Raw genomic sequence first — 19,964 nt, forward strand, 5'->3', positions numbered from 1 at the left:
TAAGCAACGTGCCGTTAGGGAAACAAGGTCGCGGACCCGGTCGCGGCTTTTCATGCCGCCGCGCATGACCTCGCTCCCGATCCAAAAGAGGCTGGAAACCTCATGCCTCGCAAGCTCGCAGACCGGATGACTTCTTCAACACGGGCGCGGTTCGCGCAACATGGCCAATCGCGCGCCAGCCGCCTAGAAAGCCGCCCGAACGCACGGAGACCGCCCATGACCATCCTGATCGCCATCACCGGAGGCTCCGGCTCCGGCAAGAGCACCCTGGCGGAGGCCCTGGTCACGTCCCTGCCCGCCGGCGTCGCCGTGCTGATGCGCGAGGATTCCTACTATCGCGACGCCGCCAGCGTGCCCGGCTTCGACGCCGACACCCATGATTTCGACGACGTGGCCGCGCGCGATCATGAGCTGCTGGCCGAACACCTGTCCGAACTGAAGGCCGGCCGGCCGGTCACGGCCCCGCTCTATTCCTTCCTCCACCACGGCCGCGATCCGGGCGGCGAGCCGATCCCCGCGGCCGAGGTCGTGATCGTCGAGGGCACCCACGTCCTGTGCAGCCCGGCCCTGACCGCCCTGTTCGACATCAAGGTCTTTGTCGATACCCCGGCCGACATCCGCTTCATCCGCCGCCTGTTGCGCGACCAGACGGAACGCGGCCGCACCGCCGAATCCGTCATCCACCAGTACCTGCTGACCGTCCGTCCCGGACACGAAAGGCTGACCGAACCCTCGCGCACCCACGCCGATTTCATCGTCGCCGACGCCACGGCTGCCGTGCGGCTGGAAGATCCCCAGGCGGTCATTCGACTGGCTGCGCCGGTCCTGGCGCACCCGATGCTAGAGCCTTGGCATCGCTAATGATTTCCGTTCGCAAAACGGCGTTTACCCCGTTGCAATAGTGGCGAAATAGAGGCAACGTGCCCTGATTACATTTGGGCAAGGTTCTGATGACCGCTTCTGTCCACGACCTCGACGACCCCCGACGCGCCGCTATTGTGCGTCAGGCCCGACTACACTTTATTTCGGAGGGCTACGCCTCCACGCGGATGGAGCCGATCGCCCGCGAATCCGGTGTATCCACCGCCACCCTCTATGCCTTCTTCGACAGCAAGGCGGCGCTGTTCGCTGCGGTCATCGAGGATGCGTCAGAGGACTTCTCGCGGCGCATGGCGGCGGTAAAAACCTGCGAAGGCGCCCCGCGCGAGCGATTGACGGGTTTCCTCAGCGCCTATGCGGAGTTCATGAGCGACTCGTTCGTGCACTCGGTGTTCCGCCTGGTCCTGGCCGAACGCCCACGCTTCGAGGTCGTGGCGAGGAGCTTCTTCGAGCGCGGCAAGCATGACTTCGGCGCCGTGCTGATCGTCGCCCTGACCGAGATGAACGCCGCGGGTCAAGTCAAGGTCGCCAAGCCGTCCTGGGCGGCCGGCCAACTGATGGGGATGGTCGAACACCCCGTCTTCTTCGTGCCGCTGGTGACTGGCGACGAGGTCACGGCGGCTCGCCCTACGCGGCAGATCGCCGAGGATGCGGTGGAGACCTTCCTGGCCCGCTACGGCGCCTGAACCCCGATCAGGGCCAGAGGCGTGTCGGCTTCCAGTCGTCGCCGTCGCGATCGAACCGCAGCCGATCGTGCAGACGGAACGGACGGTCGCGCCAGAACTCGATCTGCTGCGGGATCACCCGCCAGCCGATCCAGCGCTCGGGGCGCGGCACGTCCCCGCCGTCGAAGCGCGCGGTCTGAGTGGCGACGCCGGCTTCCAACACTTCACGGCTGGCCAGAGGGCGCGACTGATCGGACACCCAGGCGCCGATGCGGCTCTCTCGCGCCCGACTGGCGAAATAGGCGTCGGCTTCGGCGGCGCTGACCGGCTCGACGGCGCCGCGCACGCGGACCTGGCGACGCAGGCTCTTCCAGTGGAACAGCAAGGCTGCTGACGGGTGGGCCCACAGCTGCTCGCCCTTGGCGCTCTCCTGATTGGAGTAGAAGGTGAAGCCGCGCGCATCCACATCCTTCAGCAGGACAATGCGCGCGTCCGGCAGGCCGTTCGCGTCCACCGTGGCCAGGGTCATGGCGTTGGCGTCGTTCGGTTCCGACGCCTTGGCCGCGCCCAGCCATTCGGCGAACAGGGCGAAAGGCTCGCCTCGCTCAAAGATGGTCTCATCCGCATTGGCCGCCAGTTGCGCGGCGTAGTCCTCGACGGACGGGCTGGGCGGGATCAGGGACTGGGTCATGGCCCTGATCCTTACACCCGCGCTTCCCCTACGTCATCAGGCGTGGACAGGCTGCGACATCAAGCGTCGCCATAGGCCCCGGTCTGCTGGCGCAAGGCCTCTTCGCGCGCCACGATGTCGGGCGTGATGGCGTCGAAATCCTCCATCGACAGGATGGGCCGGATCTCGACCTCGCCGTGCAGTTTGTCGGTGTCGGGGATGCGGCGGGCCCAGGCGACGGCCTCGTCCATGTCCTTGACCTGCCAGATCCAGAAGCCGGCGATCAGTTCCTTGGTCTCGGCGAAGGGGCCATCGACCACGATCGGCGTGTCGCGCCCGCCGAACACCACCCGCTTGCCCTTCGACGACGGGTGCAGCCCCTCGCCCGCCAGCATCATGCCTGCCGCCGCCAGCTCCTCGTTGAAGGTCGTCATGTCCCGCATCAGGGCCTCCGACGGCTGAACCCCCGCCTCGATGGCGTCCGTGCCCTTGATCATCACCATCACGCGCATGGCGTCTCTCCCTTGGTTTGAACGGCGGAGTTGATCTCCGCGATATCGCTACGTCGAACGGCCAACCGTCATGCCGACATCAGGCCGCGATTTTTCAATTGGCCGCAAGATTAACCCGGTCTTGACCATATCCGGCCGAGGCTGGCGGCCATGTGCGCGGACGCCCTCACCCTTGATGACGCCCGGTCGCTGCTGGGCCTGACCGGCCCGGTCGGCGCCGAGGGCCTGACGACGGCGTTCCGGACGGCGGTCAAGGCCGCCCGCCCCGACGCGCCCGGCGGCGGCGCCGACCAATTCCGCCGCATCATCGCCGCCTATCGCCTGTTGCAGGCCCAGACCCTGGCCCTGCCCGCGCCCGCATCACACGCGAAGTCCGCGCCCTTTATCGCCCCGCCCGCCCCCGGTCCCCTGCTGGTCCTGACGCCGATGCAGGCGATCAGCGGCGGCTGCGTCCGCATCACGCTCGGTGCGCGCATCCTGCGGGTTCATGCCCCGCCCGGCGTGCGCTCGGGCGACAAGATCCGGCTGAAGCGCGGCGGCGCGGACGGCGGCGACGTCCTGCTGCCCGTTCTGATCCGCCCCGCCGACGGCCTGTCGGTTCTGGGCGGCGACCTGTTCATGGACTGGGCCGTGCCTCAGCGGGTGATGGACGACGGCGGCCGCATCGAGATCCAGACCCACGCCGGCCTGCGCTCGTCCTGGCTGGTCCCCGACATGGTCGAGCCGGTGCGGCTGCGGCTGAAAGGTCTGGGCCTGCCCGCGCGCGGAAACCGCCCGGCCGGCGACCTGTTCGTCAAGCTGGAGGCCTCGGCCGACCTGCCCTCGGCGGCCGAAGACCTGCTGCTTCGCTTCACGCGGGTCTGGACGCCGGAGCGGATCGCGGCCTAGAGCCTGATCGGTTGAGGAGGCATCGCTTCGCGATTCCTCCGATGCCGTGAATCAGGCTCTCGCATTATCCTGGAGCGAATATCTGGGTCCGAATGCCATCGCATTCGAACCGATTTCGCTCTAGGCGTTAGGCCATGTCGCACAATACCTTCGGTCATCTGTTCCGCGTCACCACCTGGGGCGAAAGCCACGGCCCGGCCATCGGCTGCGTCGTCGACGGCTGCCCGCCGCTGATCCCGTTGACCGAGGCCGACATCCAGCCCCTGCTTGATCTGAGGAAGCCCGGCGGCAGCCGCTTCGTCACCCAGCGCCAGGAGGCCGATCAGGTCCGCATCCTGTCCGGCGTCTTCGACGACGGCAACGGCCCGGTCACCACCGGCACCCCGATCAGTCTGCTTATTGAGAATACGGACCAGCGCTCCAAGGACTATGGCGAGATCGCCCGCGCCTTCCGCCCCGGCCACGCCGACTACGCCTATCAGGCCAAGTACGGCGTGCGCGACCATCGCGGCGGCGGTCGTTCGTCGGCCCGCGAAACCGCCAGCCGCGTGGCGGCCGGCGCCGTGGCGCGCAAAGTCCTGGGCGACAGCATCCGTATCCGCGCCGGCGTGGTCCAGCTGGGCCCGCACCGCATCGCCGACGAGGCCCTCGACTTCGACGCCGTCTATGACAACGCCCTGTTCGCCGCCTCGGCTGACGTGGTCCCCGCGTGGGAAGATTATCTGGACGGCGTGCGCAAGGCCGGCTCCTCCATCGGCGCCGTCGTGGCGCTGGAGGTCACGGGCGTTCCCGCCGGTTGGGGCGCGCCCCTCTACGCCAAGCTGGACGCCGAACTGGCGGCGGGCCTCATGTCGATCAACGCGGTCAAGGGCGTCGAGATCGGCGCGGGTTTTGGCGCCGCCGAGCTGTCGGGCGAGGACAACGCCGACGAGATGCGCCTGGGCGACGACGGCCTGCCCGTCTTCCTGTCGAACAAGGCGGGCGGCGTCCTGGGCGGCATCTCGACCGGCCAGCCCATCACGGCCCGCGTGGCGTTCAAGCCCACCTCCTCCATCCTGACCCTGCGCCAGACCATCAACCGCGACGGCGCCGAGGTCGACCTGCGCACCAAGGGCCGCCACGACCCCTGCGTCGCCCTGCGCGGCGTCCCCGTGGTCGAGGCCATGGCCGCCATCGTCCTGGCCGACGCCATGCTGCGGCATCGGGCGCAGGTGGGCTAAGCTTCACCGTCATCCCGGCCGAAGCCTCGCACAGCGAGGCGCAGAGCCGGAACCGCCCAAGGCGCCGACGACAGAGCTTCCTGCGGTCCCGGATAGCGGCTGCGCCGCTTCCGGGATGACGAAACCCGCGTCAGCAAACACGCCCCTTTTCGTAACAGTTATTGTTACCTATATTGCCCTCGACCAGCGCGGCATAGGCTGCGCCTACAGGGAGACCGCACCATGATCGACGTCAGACCTTTCAACAGCCTGGGCGGCGCGAACCACGGCTGGCTGAACGCCCGCCACCACTTCTCGTTCGCCAACTATTATGATCCCAAGCGCATGGGCTGGGGCCGTCTGCGCGTCTGGAACGACGACGAGATCGCGGCCCAGTCGGGCTTCCCGCCCCACCCGCACGCCGACATGGAGATCATCACCTATGTCCGCACCGGCGCCATCACCCACGAGGACTCGATGGGCAACAAGGGCCGCACGGGCGCGGGCGACGTTCAGGTGATGAGCGCGGGGACCGGCGTGCGTCACGCCGAGTTCAACCTCGAGAACGAACTGACCACCCTGTTCCAGATCTGGATCGAGACGGACAAGCCGGGCGCCCAGCCCTCCTGGGGCCAGCGCGAATTCCCCAAGAGCGACCGTTCGGGCCAATTCACCGTCGTCGCCTCGGGCGATCCCGCCGACGAAGCCCTGACGATCAACGCCGACGCCAGGATCCTGGCCGCGACGCTGAAGGCGGGCGAGAGCCTGACCTATGACCTGGCCGCCGGTCGCCGCGCCTATCTGGTCCCCGCCGTGGGTCGGGTGGACGTCAACGGCGTCACGCTGAACGCTCGCGACGGCGCCGGCATCATCGACGAGGCCGTCATCACCATCACGGCCAGCGAAGACGCCGAACTGGTCATGGTCGACAGTTTGTAACCCCCCTCTGTCATCCCGGAAACGGCGTAAGCCGTTATCCGGGACCCAGGCGGCGGCACTTGTCGCGGCCCTATCCCGTCCGTCTCTACCATCTGGGTCCCGGGTTCCGCTTCGAGGCCCCGGGATGACGGCGGTAGAGCGCGAAACATGATCCCGCCGTCAGCCTCTGTTCACTTCCGTCGCGCAGAATAGGCGCCTCGGGAGATTCTCATGACCAAACCCTTCGCGCGGGCGACCGCCCTTCTGGCCGTCCTCGGCGGTTCGCTGATGCTGCAAGGCTGCGTCGTGGGGGCCGTCGTCGGAACCGGCGCGGCCGTCGTCGGCGGCACGGTCAAGGCGACCGGGGCCGTGGTCGGCGCAGGCTTCGACGCCGTGACCACCTCGGACGAGGAAACCAAGGCCAAACGCGAGCGCGAGCAGCGCGAATGGGAACGCGAACAACGCCGCTGCGAACAACGCCAGCGCCAAGGCAAGGACTGCTAGGGCCGCTCGCCGCCAACCGGCCCTGTCGGCGCGCGCCTTTTCCGGCCTAGGGTGAGCCTCCCTCCCCGCGCGAGCCGACCATGCAGATCGCCATCCTGACCCTCGACGGCTTCAACGAGCTGGATTCCTTCATCGCGGCGGGCATCCTGAACCGGATGAAGAGCCAAGGCTGGGCGGCGCACATCACCTGCCCCACGCCCGAGATCACCTCGATGGCCGGGGTGACGATCCAGCGCCAGAAGCCGCTGGCGTTCCTGAGCGAGGCCGACGCCGTCCTGATCGGCAGCGGCATCAGGACCCGCGACTACGCCGCCGATCCCGCCTTCCTGTCACAGCTTGAACTGGACCCGTCGCGCCAGTTGGTCGGCGCCCAGTGCTCGGGAACCCTGCTGCTGGCCAGGCTGGGCCTGATCGGCGACCTGCCCGCCTGCACCGACCTGACCACCAAGCCCTGGGTGGTCGAGGCCGGCGTCAATGTCGTGGACGCCCCCTTCGTCGCCCACGGCAACGTCGCCACGGCCGGCGGCTGCCTCGCCTCGCAATACCTCGCCGCCTGGATGATCGCCCGCCTGGCGACGGTGAAAGACGCCGAGGACGCCATCCACTACGTCGCTCCCGTCGGAGAGAAGACCGAGTATGTCGCGCGCGCGACGGCGGCGGTCTCGCCCTTCCTTAAGCAGTCCTAGGCCAGGCGACGCGCCTCCGGGCGCATGATCACGGTCGAAGCCACCCCCGCGAACAGAACGCACAGCAGGATCAGCGCCCACCCCGTCAGGGTCGGCACCGGCGCCGGGGCCGCCTTCGTCACGCTGACATGGTCGAAATTCGTCTGGGCGCCGAGCGGGCTGGTCGTGGCCAAACGGATCCTCAACGTCTTGCCCGCATCCGCCGGCGGCACGATGTAGCTGGCGACGCCTTGAACCCAGGTCCCCTGCACCATCACGGGCGCCTGGGACGCCACCATGGTCCCGCCTGTGATATTGCCCCCGGAAACGACGCCGCCGACCCAAAATTCCAGCGCGACATTGGAGCTATTGGGGTTGTCAGCGCGCCAACCGAACCAGGCGCTGGCGTCGTAGCGTTCGCCGACAGCGACAGCCCCGATGGTCTGGACCAGACCCCGGGCAGCACCGGCCTCAGAATTGATGAAGGCGACGTTCGCGCCGTCCTTGGCGACGATATGCGCCGTATTGCGAAATGCGCCGTAGTTGCTGCCCCCGGCGACCGTGCCCGTCCAGCCGGGAATGCTGTCTTGCTGCAAGCCAGGATTCCCCATGACGGGGTTTTCGAAGCTGGGGTTCGAGACCAGATTCTGCGCCGCAGCGGGCAGCGCCCACCCCACGAGAGCCGCCGCCGCCAGCGATGAAATAATGATCTTGCGCATATAGCCCCCGATAGGGTCAGCCGCGAACGCGCCGACCAGACGGCCCCACCCGAGGCCTTGCCCCCGATGCCACCGCCGCGCCCTGCGAGGAACGCCCGTCCGTCTCAAATGCGTGAGACGCACAGACTAGTCGTCCACCGACCGCGACACTTCGGCCTGTTCATCACCAAGCATTTGATGGTCAAAGAAGATCACCGGCAGAGGTCGCCGCAGTCAGGAGTTCGCTTGCCCCATTCCCGCACGATCGCCTGGGACGTCTCGACCGCCACCCTGCCCGACGCCCTGGAGCGGTACATGGTCGGGATGGCGGATATCTACGAGGTCTCCGGCATCAGCGACGAGGATCAGGCGAACTTCTTCAACCGCAGCAAAAGCACGCTGAGCGCCGTCGGCGGCATCGGCGTCGGGCGCTCGGTTCGTCAGACCTTGAGCCGAGGTCCCGCCATGCTCAGGCGCTCGAACGTCGACGGCCTGAACCTGGTCATCAACCGCACGGCGACCGTGGGCGACTATGACGGCCGCAGCGCCAGGGCTGCGCCCGGCGCCCTGCAGTTCCGCGACATGGGCCGGCTCTCATCGTCGCGGCTCGATTCCGTCGATCTGATCGCCGTCATGGCGCCCCGCAATCTGGCCCCGCCCCCGTTGCTGGGGCCCGACATGCACGGCCTGATCCTGGCGCCGGACGCACCTGGGGTTCGTCTGGTGCACAGCCATATGCGCATCCTGGCCGAGGAAGCCGAGCATCTGCCGGACGCCGCCCTGGATACGGCGATCCAGGCGCTGCTGCTCATCGCAGGAAAGGTCGCCGGCATCGACACCCCCATCGGCGCGCCAGAGGCGGCGGCCCTGCAAGGCAGCGTGCGCCGCGCCGCCGTCGACTATATCGAGGCTCGGCTGACCGCCCTGGAGATCGACTTTGACGCCAAGGCTGTCGCCGCCGCCGCGGGGGTGTCGCGGGCGACGCTCTACAGATCGTTCGACGGCGCTGGCGGCGTGAACCGCTACATCCAGGACCGCCGCCTGCATCACGTCAGAGACGCCCTGCGACGCCGCAAGGCCTTGAAGCCGACCATCACCGAGATCGCCTGGACCTACGGCTTCACGTCCCAGAGCCATTTCGGCCGCCTGTTCCGCGAACGCTACGGCTATCCGCCCTCCGATGTCCCTCCCGCCGAGGCGCAGCCCGACATCGTCATGTCCGAAGGCCCCATCCGCCACGATCTCCTCAGCGCCTGGCTGACCGAAATCGGCGACCGCCGGTCCTAGGCCCCGCAAGGGTCACAGCCAGCGTGGCTGGCTTGGGGTCATCAGGGGGAAGCGGCATCGACCCCGCCGATGACTTCAAGGATAGCGGCCACCACGGCATCCGGCTGAGCCATTTGGATCATGTGAGGCGCGCCTTCCACCACCCGATGCATTCCGGCCGACGACCGCGCGGCGATGGCAGCGTGGTTCTCGCGGGTCACCGCCGACAGCGCCATCCGCTCCGCTTCGGGCATCCCCGGCTCGGGTCCATTCTCCCCGCCCGCTGTCAGCACGATCAGCGGCAGAGCGCTGGAAGCGGATTCGCTCGCCAGAACTTGGCGGGAACTGTCGTCCATGCTCTGCTGTTCCGACAGCGCCGTCCGCGCATGCGCGCCGCTCGCCATGGGGCTGTTCAGCGGCGGCGAACCGCATTCGGCATAAATGGCATGCTCTGGAGTCATCTGGCCTTCGGCCGTGGCCCGGATACATTTACCGACGGTGGCCCGGAAGTCGGCCATACCCTGGATGAACGCGGGGGACACGGCTCGCAGGGGTGCCTCGTTTCCGTCGAGGCTCGGATCGACCAGCACCATGCCGACGACCTGATCCGCATGAAGGTTGGCGAATAGCCGCATGTCGTAGCCGCCCATCGAATGGCCGACCAGGACATAGGGGCCATTAATACCGGCGGCCTCCAGTCCCGCTTTCAGATCGGCGACGATACGAGTCGCGTCCCTCGGCGCCGGGCCTTCATCGCTAGCCCCGTAGCCAGGACGGTCGAACGCGCAGGCTCGCGTCGTTTTGGCGATTTCTGGCTGGACCCGCGACCAGGCTTGGGCGCCCACACCGAGACCGGAATCGAATATGACGGTCGGCGATCCCGTCCCTACGCAATACAGGGCGAGATGTCGGCCATCGGGCAACTCGGCGCGCAGCGGAGTAACTCTCGGCGCGGAAGTCTGCTGGGCGTTGGACAGGGTCGTCGAGAGACTCAGCAAAACGAACGACATCAAGAGCGGTCTGAGCACGGGATCAGTCCTGTTTCATTTCCTGGCTCGTCGAGCCTATGCGGCCCAGCTCTTGCCGTCCATGACCGAGCGAACCGCGTTTCGCCACCCCTCGCTGACTTTCAGCGGGTCCGCTCCTCGCGCCTACCGCACCCCGATGTATTTGTGCGTCTGGACGCTGAGCCGCCATTGGGGGTGGGTCAGGCAGTATTCGATGGCGGCGGCGGTGTTGGCGGCCTGGTCGGGGCCGTCCATGGGCTGGAGCCAGAAGCGTTCGAAATCGAGGGTCTCGAACCGCTCGGGCATGGCCAGGGGCTGCGGATAGACCAGCTTCAGTTCCTGCCCCGAAGCCTGGACCACGGGGGCGTCGGCCTTGGGGCTGATGCAGATCCAGTCGACGCCATCGGGCGCGACCAGCGTGCCGTTGCTCTCGATCGCGACTTCAAACCCGCGCGCGTGCAGGGCCTCGATCAGGGGCGCGTCCAACTGCATCAGCGGCTCGCCGCCGGTGCAGACGACGAGCCTGGGATCGCCCTCGCGGCCCCGCCACATCCCGGCGACATGGTCGGCCAGCGCGTCAGCGGTCTTGAACTTGCCGCCGCCGTCGCCGTTGGTGCCGACGAAATCCGTGTCGCAGAAGCTGCAGACGGCGGTGGCGCGGTCCCGCTCCAGCCCGCTCCACAGGTTGCAGCCGGCGAAGCGCAGGAAGACGGCGGGCCGCCCGGCCTGACCGCCCTCGCCCTGCACCGTCAGGAAGACTTCCTTGGCCGAATAGGTCACGACCGCGCCGCCCATTCGCCGTAGCCCGCCGCGCGCAGCTCGCAGGCCGGACAGGCTCCGCAGCCATAGCCCCAGTCGTGGCGATGCGTCCGGTCGCCCAGGTAGCAAGTGTGGCTGGCCTCCACGATCATCTCCACCAGCGCCCGCCCGCCGATCCGCTCGGCCAGAGCCCAGGTCTCGGCCTTGGTCAGGAACATCAGCGGCGTCGCGATCGGCGACGGCTTGGCCAGGCCCAGGGTCAGGGCGTGGCTCATGGCCTGGATCGTGTCGTTGCGGCAGTCGGGATAGCCCGAGAAGTCGGTCTCGCACATGCCCCCGACCAGAACCTCCAGCCCCCGACGGTCAGCCAGCGCCGCCGCCGCGACCAGGAAGATCAGATTGCGCCCCGGCACGAAGGTGTTGGGCAGACCGCGCGCGTCCGCCTCGATGGCGCGATCCGTCGTCATGGCCGTCTCGCCGATGGCCCCGAACCCGGTCAGATCGACCACGTGATCCGGCCCCAGCCGCTCGGCCCATTGCGGCAGGACGTTCACCATCTGCGCGCGCACCGTCTGGCGCGCCTGCATCTCGACCGCGTGACGCTGGCCATAGTCGAAGCCGACGGTCTCGACGCGCTCGTACCGCTCCAGCGCCCAGGCCAGGCAGGTGGCGCTGTCCTGTCCGCCCGAAAACAGGACAAGGGCAGAAGTTTCAGAAGCTTGCGACGTAACGCTCATGACGAACCTGCGGTCGGCCGACGGCCGCGCGCATCCAAAGAAGGACCAGGAGAAGATGGATCAGCGTCCCCTATACGCCAGTCCGTCGGTCGCCGCAAAAGGCGCCGCCCCGACCCTTTTCATCAACCTGAGCATTTTTGATTCGCCTTAACCCTTTCGCAAAGCGTTCGCAGCGAATGTAAAACCCCAAATTGGAGTGCCGGCCGTATGCCGACGATCGAAGTGTTGACCGAGCGCGTAGAGCCGGTGACCGCTGCCACGATGGCGAGCGAAGTCTTCGTTCGTTTCGAGCGCGAGCCGGACACCCTGGTCATCCCCGTCGTGGACGGCGAACGCCCCCTGGGCCTGATTGAACGCAGCGACTTCCTGATGAAGCTGGCCGGTCCTCTGGGACTGAGCCTCTACGGCGCCCGCGAAGTCACCCACATCATGGACGCCGAACCCGCCGTGGTCGAAGCCGGCGTCCGCATCGACGCCTTTTCCGACATCATCCTGAAGAGCGGTCCGGGCGCGCTGATGCGCGGCTTCATCGTCACCCGCAACGGCGCCTATCGCGGCGTCGGCACGGCGGTGGCCCTGCTGCGCGCCGTCAACGACATCCAGCGCCAGCAGAACCGCGACCTAGCCGAGCAGGTGCGCACCCTCAACGACGCCGAACGGCGCGCCGAAATCGCCGGCCGGGCCCAGGCCCAGTTCATGGCCCTGATGAGCAGCGAACTGCGCACGCCGATGAACGGCGTCCTGGCCGTGGCCGAGCTTCTGCGCCGCCAGCCGCTGAACGACGCCGCCCACGCTCACGTCCAGACCATCATCGATTCGTCCGAGACCCTGCTGGGCACCCTGCAGGACGCCCTGGATCTGGCCCGCGCGGAAGCCGGCGAACTGACGCTGAGCCTGTCCCCCACCCCCCTTCGCGCCGTGATGGACGAGGTGCAGACCCAGTGGACCTCGCGCGCCACCCAGGACGGCGTCACCTTCATGGTCGGCTATGAAGGCGATACCGAGCTGGCTGCGGTGTTGGACGGGCCGCGCCTGAAGCAGGTCTTCAACAACCTGATCGGCAATGCGCTGAAATTCGCCCGCAACGGCATCGTCGAGGCCAGCCTGAAGGCGCACGTCGTCGGCGACCAGATCCGCATGGAGGCCCGCGTACGCGACGACGGCCCCGGCGTGGACCCGGCCCGGATCGACACGGTCTTCGACCATGCGGCCGGCTTCGAGGGCGCCGGGCTGGGCCTGGCCATCTGCCGCCACCTGATCCAGGGCATGGACGGCCGCATCTGGGCGGAAAACAACCCGGGCCGCGGCTCGACCTTCGCCTTCGACCTGTCGGCCCCGCGCGCCATCATCCAGCAGGAAGAACCGTCGAACGTCTCGGACCTGAACGAACTGCATCTGCAGGCGCGCCCCCACGTCCTGATCGCCGACGACAACGCCACCAACCGCGTCGTGGCCCAGGCCCTGTGCGAGATGTTCGGCTGCACCTCCGAGACCGTCGAGGACGGCCAGGAAGCGCTGGAAGCGGTCAAGGCGCGTCCGTTCGACCTGATCCTGATGGACATCAAGATGCCGCGCATGGACGGGGTCCAGGCGACCCACGCCATCCGCGCCCTCAGCGGCGACGCCCGCAACATAGCCATCATCGCCCTGACCGCCAACGCCGATCCCGACGACGCCAGGCACTATCTGGCGGCGGGCATGGCCGCCGTGGTCGAGAAGCCGATCAAGCCTGAACGCCTGCGGATGGCGATGAACGCGGCGCTGGCGCCCGATCAAGGCGCGGCTGAAGCGCCCCGTGAACGCGGCGCCGCCTGACGCCTTCCGGCCCCGGCCCCGGCCCCGGCCTTCGCTCGAACAGCATTCTGCTTTCGCCCGCCTGTCTGCATGCGCGCCCGGCGCCGCGTGACTGGACAAGGCTGCGCGGGCCGGCTCACGAAAGCCCAGCTGATCCGATCGCCCGCCCGGGCGCCGGCCAAGACAGGACGCCCTGATGACCGACATGTTTCTGACGACCCTCCTGCCCCAGTTGGCCTCGGGGGCCGCCCATACCCACGCCCTCGGCTTCGGCTACGAAGGCCTGGACGGCGACCGGGTGCGCATCCGCGTCCCTTACCGCGACGATCTGGTCGGAGACCCTGAAACGGGCGTCCTGGCGGGCGGGCTGGTCACCACCCTGCTCGACCATGTCGGCGGCCTGGCGGTCTGGGTCGCGCTGAAGACCTATCAGCCGATCGCCACCCTGGACCTGCGGGTCGACTACATGCGCGCCGCCGTTCCCGGTCGGGATCTGATCGCCGAGGCGCGCTGCTATCGCCTGACGCGCACCCTCGGCTTCGTCCGCGCCTGGGCCTTCGAGGACGATCCGACAGACCCGGTCGCCGCCGCCCAGTCCGCCTATGTCATCAGCGCCGAGGGCGATCATCGCGCCGGCGCCAACCTGCGCGCGGCCCGCGCCGCCGGAGACGCCGCATGACCGCCCCCCTGCTCGACAGCCTGCCCTACGCTCGCTTTCTGGACCTTCGGACCCAGATCAACGGCGACGAACTGACGGTCGTGATGCCCTTCCACGACAAGCTGATCGGCAACCCCATGCTGCCGGCCCTGCATGGCGGCTCGACCGCGGCCCTGCTGGAGATGACCGCCGTCGCCCAGGTGTCGCTGACCTACCCCCGACTGCGCCTGCCGCGCCCCATCAACGTCACCGTGGCCTATCTGCGCTCCGGCAAGCCCCGGGACGTCTACGCCCGCGCCCGGATCAACAAGGCTGGACGCCGCGTCGCCCATGTGGTGGCTGAGGCCTGGCAGGAAAGCCGCGATCAGCCGATCGCCGCCCTGACCGCACACTTCCTGCTCGATGACGTCGGAGAATCAATCTGAGGCGGTTAACGTCGATTAACCATTGGTTGAATCGTAACCATTGGTAAACAAATCGCTACCAAATTCCCTTAATGCGCGTTAAGAAATGGCGGTGTTTCTTTATTGAGGGGTAAAGTCATGGACCGCACTGAAGTCATCGCCGGCGTCGCCAGCGACCTCTACGCCACCGAAAAAGCGGTGGATGACGCCATCACCCACGCCACCACCCTGGTTCAGTCGATGATCGGCGCCCGCGCCGCCCTGTCGATCTCGCCGGTGTCCGGCGCTGGTTCGCAAGCCAAGGCCGTTGAAGCCATCATGGCTCTCAGCACCGCCCGCGACGCCGTTGTCGCCTGCCACGCCGAGCTGCAAAAAGACCACCGTCGCCTCGGCTACGGCGTCTACGCCGCTGGCCCGCTGAACAAGCCGGAAGAGTGGGACGACCGCCCGATGACGCGTAAGGTCGATCACCTGCGCGTCGCGTGAAATAACGGTAATCTAGAGGATCGGCTCTCCGGTTCTCGCTGACTTTGCGATATGTTCGCCCCCATTGTCGTATGACAGTGGGGGCGATTCATGTTTGACACTTGGCCGGCCTTGGTCGGCGCCGCCTTCATGGTCATCGTCGGCATGTTCGCGCTCATCAAAGGCGGACAACCAGAGCGCATCGGCGCCGGCGCATACCTGTTCGCCTGGTTCGCATCGCTGATGGTCCAGACATCCGGCAGCTATTTCGGGGTGCAATGGGGCGTCTTCGCCATCGACATCGCGCTTCTGATCATTTTCGGGGCCATGGTCTGGAAGGCGCCGCGGTCCTGGCCGGTCTGGGCCTGCGCCCTTCAGCTTCTGGCTGTCACCAGCCACGTCATGATCATGCTGAACCTGCGCACGCCGATCTCGGCCTTCTACACGGTCGTCAACATGACCGGCTACGGCATCATGCTGGCCATCGCCATCGGCACCTTCTGGGCCTGGCAAGAGCGTCAGGCCATCGGCGCCGACGCGGACTAGGTGGATATTCCTATCTGATCGCGATAGACTTCGGGCGGCTTCACCCCGGAATCGCCCTTGCCGCTGTCCCACGCCAAACTCTGGAAGGCCCTCGACGCCCTGGCGCGTCGCGAGGGCACCTCGCCCTCGGGCCTGGCGCGCCGCGCGGGGCTGGACGCGACCAGCTTCAACCCGTCCAAGCGGTTCGGCCCCGGCGAGCCGCCCCGGCCGCGCTGGCCTTCCACTGAAAGCCTGACGCGGGTGCTGGAGGCGACCGGCGTCTCCCTCGGCGCCTTCGCGGCGCTAGCCGACGATGCGCCGGTTGAGGACCGCGCCATCCCCCTGCTCGGCCTGGCCAAGGCGGGCGCCGACGGCTTCTTCGACGACGCCGGTCTGCCCCTGGCCGACGGCTGGGACCAGACCGACCTGCCGACCCGCAAGGACAGCCTGTTCAGCCTGACCATCGACGGGGACTCCATGACCCCCCTCTATCGCCCCGGCGACCGGGTGATCGTGGACCTGGAGGCGTCCGACGTCCGGCGCGGCGACCGGGTGGCGGTGCGCACCGCCGACGGCGAGACCCTGGCCAAGGAGATCGCGGCCATGAATTCGCGCGAAGTGACCCTGACCTCGATCAACCCCGCCTACCCGCCGCGCGCCCTGCCCCGCCGCGACATCCTGTGGATGGCCCGCATCCTCTGGGTCAGCCAGTAGCTGCGATCATGTAGGCCGAACGGCCGATAGCGCACAAAACACTGCGCTCAAGCAGGTCGAAGACCGATAGCGCACCAAGAACGCCGCTCATGTAGGCCGAACGGCCGGTAGCGCCCAAAAAAGAAAGAGCCGCCCCGGTCAGGGACGGCTCTCTCCACTCAAACTGTCAGGCCCTTAGTTCGGCGCGACGTGGCGGGCGTTCACCCAGCCGCCGCCAGCGATCTGCACCCACTCGCCTTGCGAACCCATGGCGGTGAAGGGTTGGCCGGCCGACAGGCTGCCGGTCTGGCGATAGCTGGTGCCCGGACCCGTGCGGATGCGCAGGTTCGAGGTGGCGCGGTACGAGTTGGCGGCCGCCTGATTGGCCGAACGCGCGCGTTGCTGGTTGCAGCCGATGTAGGAACCGGCGGCGGCGCCGGCGCCGGCGCCGACTACGGCGCCCAGGGCGCGCTCATTCTTGGACACCTGGCTGCCGGCCAGGCCGCCCAGCACGGCGCCGATGGCGGCGCCGGCGCGCTGGCGGCCGCCCGGCGCGTCACAGTTGGTGACGCCGTTGGCTTGCGGCATGGCGCTGGCGCTCATCGGCACGGCGGCCGAAGCCAGAGCGGCGAACATTGCGGTGGCGGCCAAACCCGCCTTGAAGAACTTCGACATGTCTCTCTCCTGTCATCGAGCGTCGTGAGGGAGTGAATGCCTGTCTCAAGGTGAAGGCTCTCGGAGCCTCGCCGTCATTCTCGGTTCATCTTGGTTAAGGTCCGCCGCGCCGCCGCGCTCATGCTTGCTGGGGCCTACCGCCCTTCGGGCTACTTGAGGCCGAGACGCCCAAAGAAAAAGCCGCCGAGGTTTCCCGCGGCGGCTCCATTCTCAATCAGGCTCGTTCATTCAGCTCTTGGCCAGGTCCCCGTTCGCCCCGGCTTCGATCAGGGCGATGGTTTGCGGCAAGCCATAGATGGCCGCGAACGACCCGAACCGCGGTCCCTGCGAGGCGCCCAGCAGCACCTCGTAAAGCGCCTGGAACCAGGCCCGCAGAGGCTCGAACTCGTGCGCCTTGCCCACGGCATAGACCTCGCCCTGGATGATCTCGCCGTCGGTCGTGTCGGCCGGCAGGGCCTTCAGACGTTCCGCCAGGTCCAGCAGCGCCGCCTTCTCCTTGTCGTCGGGCAGACGATAGGTCTTCGAGGGCTTCACGAAGTCCTCGTAGTAGTTCAGCGCATAGCCCATCAGCCGGTCCAGCACCGGCTCGCTCGTCGGCGTGGCGTCCGGCAGGTATTTGGCGAAATAGGCCCACAGCTGGTCCTTGCTGGAGGCGTTGGCCACGCCGACCAGGTTCAGCAACAGGGCGAAGGACACCGGCGAGGCGCTCTCGGGCGGCTGGCCCGAGTGGATGTGCCAGACGGCGTTGTCGATCTGCTTGGCCGGCTCCTGCGTCTTGTACTGTTCGATGAAGGACAGATAGTCGTCCGTCGCGCGCGGAATGACGTTGAAGTGCAGGCTCTTGGCCGACTTCGGCGACTGGAACATGTACCAGCTGAGGCTCTCGGGCGTGCCGTAGCGCAGCCACTCGTCCATCGTCAGGCCGTTGCCCTTGGACTTGGAGATCTTCTTACCTTCGACGTCGAGGAAGAGCTCGTAGTTGAAGCCTTCCGGCGAGGTGCCGCCCAAGGCGCGACAGATCTTGCCGCTCTCGCGCACGCTCTCGATCAGATCCTTGCCCGACATCTCGTAATCGACGTCCAGCGCGGTCCAGCGCATGGCCCAGTCGGGTTTCCACTGCAGCTTCACATGGCCGCCGGTGACGGGCACCTCGGTGCGGCCGCCTGCGGGGTCGTCAAAGACGATGGTGCCGCGCTCGACGTTGCGTTCCAGCGTCGGCACCTGCAGCACATGGCCGGTGATCGGGCTGATCGGTAGGAAGGGCGAATAGGTGGCGCGGCGCTCTTCGCCCAGGGTCGGCAGCATGATGCCCATGACCTTGTCGAAGCGTTCCAGCAGGGTCAGCAGGGTCGCGTCGAACCGGCCCGACCGATAGGTCTCGGTCGAGGACATGAACTCGTAGTCGAAGCCGAAGCCGTCGAGGAAGGCGCGCAGGCGGGCGTTGTTGTGCGCGCCAAAGCTGTCGTGCGTGCCGAACGGATCGCGCACCTTGGTCAGCGGCAGATGCAGGTCTTCGCGCAGCATCTCCGGGTTAGGCACTCCCTCCGGCACCTTGCGCAGGCCGTCCATGTCGTCACTGAAGGCGATCAGGCGCGTGCGCCAGTGGTCGCCGGTCAGGGCGCGGAACGCATTGCGCACCATGGTCGTGCGCGCGACCTCGCCGAACGTGCCCATGTGCGGTAGGCCCGACGGGCCGTAACCCGTCTCCAGGATCACCGGCTTGTTCAGCGCCTCGAAGGTCGCCAGAGCCTCATCCGCCTTGCCCGCGTCGATCAGCAGCTTCGCCGCATCGTGCTCCGCATCCGACAGCCGTTTTTTGAGCACGTGGGCCAGCAGGTTGCGCGCTTGCTCAAACGGCCACGAACGGGCCTCACGGGACAGGGTTTCAAGGTTCTGAAGCATTAACGGGCTTTGAAGCCTTGAACGCCCGCGGTCAACCGCAGCGGGCGGATCAGAGCCGCGCAGCCTCGTATGACAGGCATTTAAGTATGCGCGGCCCGCCCGCCGTGTTCATCCTGCGCCATGTCCAAGCTGAACCGTAGATTTGCACTTCTGGGCGGCCTGTCCGCCGCCGGATGCGCGTCCGCTCCGTCGTCCCCCAAAGGCGTGTCTGAGTTCAGTCTGGCGCTGCAGGCCCGCCTGCCTCTCCAGCCGCCCCTCCTGGCGGTGTTCGAGCGCGGCGACCAAACGCTGGGCTTCGTGGCGGCGAGACATTCCATCGACGGCGATCACCCGACCTTCGCCCTGGTGCGAACCGCCTTCGATGCGGTCCAGCCCCGCGCCGCCGTCATCGAGGGCATCGAGACGGCGCTAGGCGAACGGCCGCGCCCGATCATGGACCAGGCTCGCCTTCTGAAGGCGTCTTCGAACCCCTTTGCGGCAGGCGAAGCCGTCTACACGGCGCAGTTGGCGATGGACCGCGACATCCCTTTTTGGGGCGGCGAGCCGTCCGAGCAGGACATATTTTCTGCCCTGCTGGCGACAGGCAGCGATCCCGAGGACGCCTTCTACGCCTTCCTTTTCGGTCCTCTCGCCCAGGGCGTGAGGGAGGGCGACATCAGCGGACCGAATGACTCCCGCTTCGATCCCGCCTTTGAGCGCTGGGCCAGATGGAGCGCACGCGATCTGACGCCGACGCCCGATACCAGCGCCCGCGCCTTTCGCGCCTGGTATCGCAATCGTACCGGCGTGGACCTCAACGCCGATCCGAACTGGCTGGCGAGCAATGATCCCGACCACGCAGGGCCGGTCCAGCGCGAGTCGAAGCTGCACATGAAGATCAGGGATCAGCATCTGTTTGACCTGATCCGGTCACGGCTGGAGACGCATCGCCGCCTCCTCGTGGTTTATGGCGGCAGCCATATCGCCACAATGTGGAGCCCCCTCGTCCGGCAGTTGGGGCGTCCACGTCTGATCGGAGGGGCCTAGAGCCGCGCCGAGGCGTCCTTCGGCAGTTGCATCAGGTTCTCGAAGGTCATGACGACGTCGCCGTCTTGATTGCTGACCCAGGTCTTGGTCTTGACCGTGCCGCGGTCGGGACGGCTCTGCGACGGCGCGACCGCCAGGATTTCGCGGCGCGCCTTCAGCGTGTCGCCGGGCCGCACCGGGCGCAGCCAGCGCAGGTCGTCGATGCTGATGCCCAGCATGGGCGTCGCGCCGAAATAGGCGGCGTCGACATATTCGCGCATCACCCGCGAGGCCACGTGCCAGCCGCTGGCGATCAGACCGCCGAAACGGCCCTCGGCGGCGGCGGCGTGGTCGATATGCATGGGCTGCGGGTCGAACTGCTCAGCGAAGGCGATGACCTCGGCCTCGGTGATGGTGAAGGGCCGGCCTTCCCAGCTTTCGCCGACCGTCAGGTCGTCCAGATAGCGATCCATGCT

The 19,964-nt window shown here is 67.5% G+C and carries 24 protein-coding genes; 15 read left to right on the top strand and 9 right to left on the bottom strand.

Annotated features, from left to right (window positions below; genetic code table 11):
• The first annotated feature begins 216 nt into the window (after positions 1-216).
• Together udk and AC3IS2_RS08865 are read left to right on the top strand one after the other, a co-directional pair.
• Positions 217-861 carry a uridine kinase gene (gene udk / locus AC3IS2_RS08860; protein WP_489197280.1) on the top strand — a complete coding sequence of 215 codons (645 nt, stop codon included), beginning with the start codon at positions 217-219 and terminating at the stop codon, positions 859-861.
• A gap of 89 nt (positions 862-950) precedes the next feature.
• Entirely contained in the window at positions 951-1,565 is a 615-nt protein-coding gene (locus AC3IS2_RS08865) for a TetR/AcrR family transcriptional regulator (RefSeq protein WP_489197281.1), read from the top strand.
• Between the two features lie 7 nt (positions 1,566-1,572).
• Here the strand turns inward: AC3IS2_RS08865 and pdxH are convergent, their stop codons facing one another.
• Together pdxH and AC3IS2_RS08875 are read right to left on the bottom strand one after the other, a co-directional pair.
• Complete coding sequence (pdxH, locus tag AC3IS2_RS08870; RefSeq protein ID WP_489197283.1) at positions 1,573-2,235, bottom strand: pyridoxamine 5'-phosphate oxidase; 663 nt, start codon at positions 2,233-2,235, stop codon at positions 1,573-1,575.
• A 59-nt stretch (positions 2,236-2,294) separates the two neighbouring features.
• Entirely contained in the window at positions 2,295-2,726 is a 432-nt protein-coding gene (locus tag AC3IS2_RS08875) for a YciI family protein (RefSeq protein WP_489197285.1), read from the bottom strand.
• A gap of 150 nt (positions 2,727-2,876) precedes the next feature.
• On the opposite strand from AC3IS2_RS08875, the gene AC3IS2_RS08880 reads away from it, so the two are divergent.
• The 5 genes from AC3IS2_RS08880 to AC3IS2_RS08900 all read left to right on the top strand — a co-directional run bounded on the left by AC3IS2_RS08880 (position 2,877) and on the right by AC3IS2_RS08900 (position 6,921).
• Positions 2,877-3,614: a DnaJ C-terminal domain-containing protein gene (locus tag AC3IS2_RS08880; protein ID WP_489197287.1), complete on the top strand. Its 738-nt coding sequence runs from the start codon at positions 2,877-2,879 to the stop codon at positions 3,612-3,614.
• Between the two features lie 134 nt (positions 3,615-3,748).
• On the top strand, positions 3,749-4,834 hold the full coding sequence (gene aroC / locus AC3IS2_RS08885) for a chorismate synthase (RefSeq protein ID WP_489197288.1): 1,086 nt from the start codon (positions 3,749-3,751) through the stop codon (positions 4,832-4,834).
• Between the two features lie 222 nt (positions 4,835-5,056).
• On the top strand, positions 5,057-5,752 hold the full coding sequence (locus tag AC3IS2_RS08890; protein WP_489197289.1) for a pirin family protein: 696 nt from the start codon (positions 5,057-5,059) through the stop codon (positions 5,750-5,752).
• A 210-nt stretch (positions 5,753-5,962) separates the two neighbouring features.
• On the top strand, positions 5,963-6,235 hold the full coding sequence (locus AC3IS2_RS08895) for a hypothetical protein (RefSeq protein WP_489197291.1): 273 nt from the start codon (positions 5,963-5,965) through the stop codon (positions 6,233-6,235).
• Between the two features lie 80 nt (positions 6,236-6,315).
• Positions 6,316-6,921, top strand: a complete 606-nt coding sequence (locus AC3IS2_RS08900) for a DJ-1/PfpI family protein (RefSeq protein ID WP_489197292.1) — start codon at positions 6,316-6,318, stop codon at positions 6,919-6,921.
• Here the strand turns inward: AC3IS2_RS08900 and AC3IS2_RS08905 are convergent.
• On the bottom strand, positions 6,918-7,619 hold the full coding sequence (locus AC3IS2_RS08905) for a hypothetical protein (protein ID WP_489197294.1): 702 nt from the start codon (positions 7,617-7,619) through the stop codon (positions 6,918-6,920). The genes AC3IS2_RS08900 and AC3IS2_RS08905 overlap by 4 nt on opposite strands.
• Before the next feature lie 225 nt (positions 7,620-7,844).
• On the opposite strand from AC3IS2_RS08905, the gene AC3IS2_RS08910 reads away from it, so the two are divergent.
• The gene (locus AC3IS2_RS08910; RefSeq protein ID WP_489197296.1) at positions 7,845-8,885 is read left to right on the top strand and encodes a helix-turn-helix transcriptional regulator; all 1,041 of its coding nucleotides are present in this window, start codon (positions 7,845-7,847) and stop codon (positions 8,883-8,885) included.
• 41 nt (positions 8,886-8,926) lie between these two features.
• Here AC3IS2_RS08910 and AC3IS2_RS08915 read toward each other — a convergent pair whose 3' ends face one another.
• The 3 genes from AC3IS2_RS08915 to queC form a co-directional block, all read right to left on the bottom strand.
• A complete protein-coding gene (locus AC3IS2_RS08915; protein ID WP_489197298.1) occupies positions 8,927-9,874 on the bottom strand; it encodes an alpha/beta fold hydrolase in 948 nt (315 codons plus the stop codon).
• Between the two features lie 141 nt (positions 9,875-10,015).
• Positions 10,016-10,651: a 7-carboxy-7-deazaguanine synthase gene (gene queE / locus AC3IS2_RS08920; protein ID WP_489200132.1), complete on the bottom strand. Its 636-nt coding sequence runs from the start codon at positions 10,649-10,651 to the stop codon at positions 10,016-10,018.
• Positions 10,648-11,367 carry a 7-cyano-7-deazaguanine synthase QueC gene (gene queC, locus AC3IS2_RS08925; RefSeq protein WP_489197299.1) on the bottom strand — a complete coding sequence of 240 codons (720 nt, stop codon included), beginning with the start codon at positions 11,365-11,367 and terminating at the stop codon, positions 10,648-10,650. The genes queE and queC overlap by 4 nt, the downstream gene beginning before the upstream one ends.
• Positions 11,368-11,574: 207 nt before the next feature.
• Here queC and AC3IS2_RS08930 point away from each other — a divergent pair, with 207 nt between their 5' ends.
• The 6 genes from AC3IS2_RS08930 (at position 11,575) to AC3IS2_RS08955 (ending at position 15,927) form a co-directional block, all read left to right on the top strand.
• Positions 11,575-13,182, top strand: coding sequence for a response regulator (locus tag AC3IS2_RS08930; RefSeq protein WP_489197301.1), 1,608 nt, complete (start codon positions 11,575-11,577; stop codon positions 13,180-13,182).
• A gap of 175 nt (positions 13,183-13,357) precedes the next feature.
• Positions 13,358-13,840 carry a PaaI family thioesterase gene (locus tag AC3IS2_RS08935; RefSeq protein ID WP_489197303.1) on the top strand — a complete coding sequence of 161 codons (483 nt, stop codon included), beginning with the start codon at positions 13,358-13,360 and terminating at the stop codon, positions 13,838-13,840.
• The gene (locus tag AC3IS2_RS08940; protein WP_489197304.1) at positions 13,837-14,244 is read left to right on the top strand and encodes a PaaI family thioesterase; all 408 of its coding nucleotides are present in this window, start codon (positions 13,837-13,839) and stop codon (positions 14,242-14,244) included. The genes AC3IS2_RS08935 and AC3IS2_RS08940 overlap by 4 nt, the downstream gene beginning before the upstream one ends.
• A 117-nt stretch (positions 14,245-14,361) precedes the next feature.
• Positions 14,362-14,709, top strand: coding sequence for a hypothetical protein (locus tag AC3IS2_RS08945; protein WP_489197306.1), 348 nt, complete (start codon positions 14,362-14,364; stop codon positions 14,707-14,709).
• Positions 14,710-14,799: 90 nt separating this feature from the next.
• Positions 14,800-15,234, top strand: a complete 435-nt coding sequence (locus AC3IS2_RS08950) for a hypothetical protein (protein ID WP_489197307.1) — start codon at positions 14,800-14,802, stop codon at positions 15,232-15,234.
• 57 nt (positions 15,235-15,291) lie between these two features.
• The gene (locus tag AC3IS2_RS08955) at positions 15,292-15,927 is read left to right on the top strand and encodes a S24 family peptidase (RefSeq protein WP_489197308.1); all 636 of its coding nucleotides are present in this window, start codon (positions 15,292-15,294) and stop codon (positions 15,925-15,927) included.
• A 174-nt stretch (positions 15,928-16,101) separates the two neighbouring features.
• Here the strand turns inward: AC3IS2_RS08955 and AC3IS2_RS08960 are convergent, their stop codons facing one another.
• Together AC3IS2_RS08960 and AC3IS2_RS08965 are read right to left on the bottom strand one after the other, a co-directional pair.
• Positions 16,102-16,581, bottom strand: a complete 480-nt coding sequence (locus AC3IS2_RS08960; protein ID WP_489197310.1) for an SH3 domain-containing protein — start codon at positions 16,579-16,581, stop codon at positions 16,102-16,104.
• 228 nt (positions 16,582-16,809) lie between these two features.
• Entirely contained in the window at positions 16,810-18,483 is a 1,674-nt protein-coding gene (locus tag AC3IS2_RS08965) for a lysine--tRNA ligase (protein ID WP_489197311.1), read from the bottom strand.
• 204 nt (positions 18,484-18,687) lie between these two features.
• Between AC3IS2_RS08965 and AC3IS2_RS08970 the strand changes: the two genes are divergently transcribed.
• The gene (locus tag AC3IS2_RS08970; protein WP_489197313.1) at positions 18,688-19,509 is read left to right on the top strand and encodes a hypothetical protein; all 822 of its coding nucleotides are present in this window, start codon (positions 18,688-18,690) and stop codon (positions 19,507-19,509) included.
• On the opposite strand, the gene AC3IS2_RS08975 is transcribed toward AC3IS2_RS08970, so the two are convergent.
• Positions 19,506-19,961, bottom strand: coding sequence for a MaoC family dehydratase (locus AC3IS2_RS08975; protein ID WP_489197314.1), 456 nt, complete (start codon positions 19,959-19,961; stop codon positions 19,506-19,508). The two genes, AC3IS2_RS08970 and AC3IS2_RS08975, sit on opposite strands and share 4 nt — an antisense overlap.
• Positions 19,962-19,964: the final 3 nt, after the last annotated feature.

Source organism: Brevundimonas sp. KH_025 (assembly GCF_057839885.1).

What these genes read in the sequence shown, in the direction of transcription:
- AC3IS2_RS08975 (WP_489197314.1), bottom strand. Translation starts at nt 19,961, where the DNA reads ATGGATCGCTATCTGGACGACCTGACGGTCGGCGAAAGCTGGGAAGGC.
- AC3IS2_RS08945 (WP_489197306.1), top strand. Translation starts at nt 14,362, where the DNA reads ATGGACCGCACTGAAGTCATCGCCGGCGTCGCCAGCGACCTCTACGCC.
- AC3IS2_RS08960 (WP_489197310.1), bottom strand. Translation starts at nt 16,581, where the DNA reads ATGTCGAAGTTCTTCAAGGCGGGTTTGGCCGCCACCGCAATGTTCGCC.
- AC3IS2_RS08875 (WP_489197285.1), bottom strand. Translation starts at nt 2,726, where the DNA reads ATGCGCGTGATGGTGATGATCAAGGGCACGGACGCCATCGAGGCGGGG.
- AC3IS2_RS08950 (WP_489197307.1), top strand. Translation starts at nt 14,800, where the DNA reads ATGTTTGACACTTGGCCGGCCTTGGTCGGCGCCGCCTTCATGGTCATC.
- pdxH (WP_489197283.1), bottom strand. Translation starts at nt 2,235, where the DNA reads ATGACCCAGTCCCTGATCCCGCCCAGCCCGTCCGTCGAGGACTACGCC.
- AC3IS2_RS08900 (WP_489197292.1), top strand. Translation starts at nt 6,316, where the DNA reads ATGCAGATCGCCATCCTGACCCTCGACGGCTTCAACGAGCTGGATTCC.
- queC (WP_489197299.1), bottom strand. Translation starts at nt 11,367, where the DNA reads ATGAGCGTTACGTCGCAAGCTTCTGAAACTTCTGCCCTTGTCCTGTTT.
- udk (WP_489197280.1), top strand. Translation starts at nt 217, where the DNA reads ATGACCATCCTGATCGCCATCACCGGAGGCTCCGGCTCCGGCAAGAGC.
- aroC (WP_489197288.1), top strand. Translation starts at nt 3,749, where the DNA reads ATGTCGCACAATACCTTCGGTCATCTGTTCCGCGTCACCACCTGGGGC.
- AC3IS2_RS08880 (WP_489197287.1), top strand. Translation starts at nt 2,877, where the DNA reads ATGTGCGCGGACGCCCTCACCCTTGATGACGCCCGGTCGCTGCTGGGC.
- AC3IS2_RS08935 (WP_489197303.1), top strand. Translation starts at nt 13,358, where the DNA reads ATGACCGACATGTTTCTGACGACCCTCCTGCCCCAGTTGGCCTCGGGG.
- AC3IS2_RS08890 (WP_489197289.1), top strand. Translation starts at nt 5,057, where the DNA reads ATGATCGACGTCAGACCTTTCAACAGCCTGGGCGGCGCGAACCACGGC.
- AC3IS2_RS08965 (WP_489197311.1), bottom strand. Translation starts at nt 18,483, where the DNA reads ATGCTTCAGAACCTTGAAACCCTGTCCCGTGAGGCCCGTTCGTGGCCG.
- AC3IS2_RS08940 (WP_489197304.1), top strand. Translation starts at nt 13,837, where the DNA reads ATGACCGCCCCCCTGCTCGACAGCCTGCCCTACGCTCGCTTTCTGGAC.
- AC3IS2_RS08930 (WP_489197301.1), top strand. Translation starts at nt 11,575, where the DNA reads ATGCCGACGATCGAAGTGTTGACCGAGCGCGTAGAGCCGGTGACCGCT.
- AC3IS2_RS08915 (WP_489197298.1), bottom strand. Translation starts at nt 9,874, where the DNA reads ATGTCGTTCGTTTTGCTGAGTCTCTCGACGACCCTGTCCAACGCCCAG.
- AC3IS2_RS08865 (WP_489197281.1), top strand. Translation starts at nt 951, where the DNA reads ATGACCGCTTCTGTCCACGACCTCGACGACCCCCGACGCGCCGCTATT.
- AC3IS2_RS08905 (WP_489197294.1), bottom strand. Translation starts at nt 7,619, where the DNA reads ATGCGCAAGATCATTATTTCATCGCTGGCGGCGGCGGCTCTCGTGGGG.
- AC3IS2_RS08895 (WP_489197291.1), top strand. Translation starts at nt 5,963, where the DNA reads ATGACCAAACCCTTCGCGCGGGCGACCGCCCTTCTGGCCGTCCTCGGC.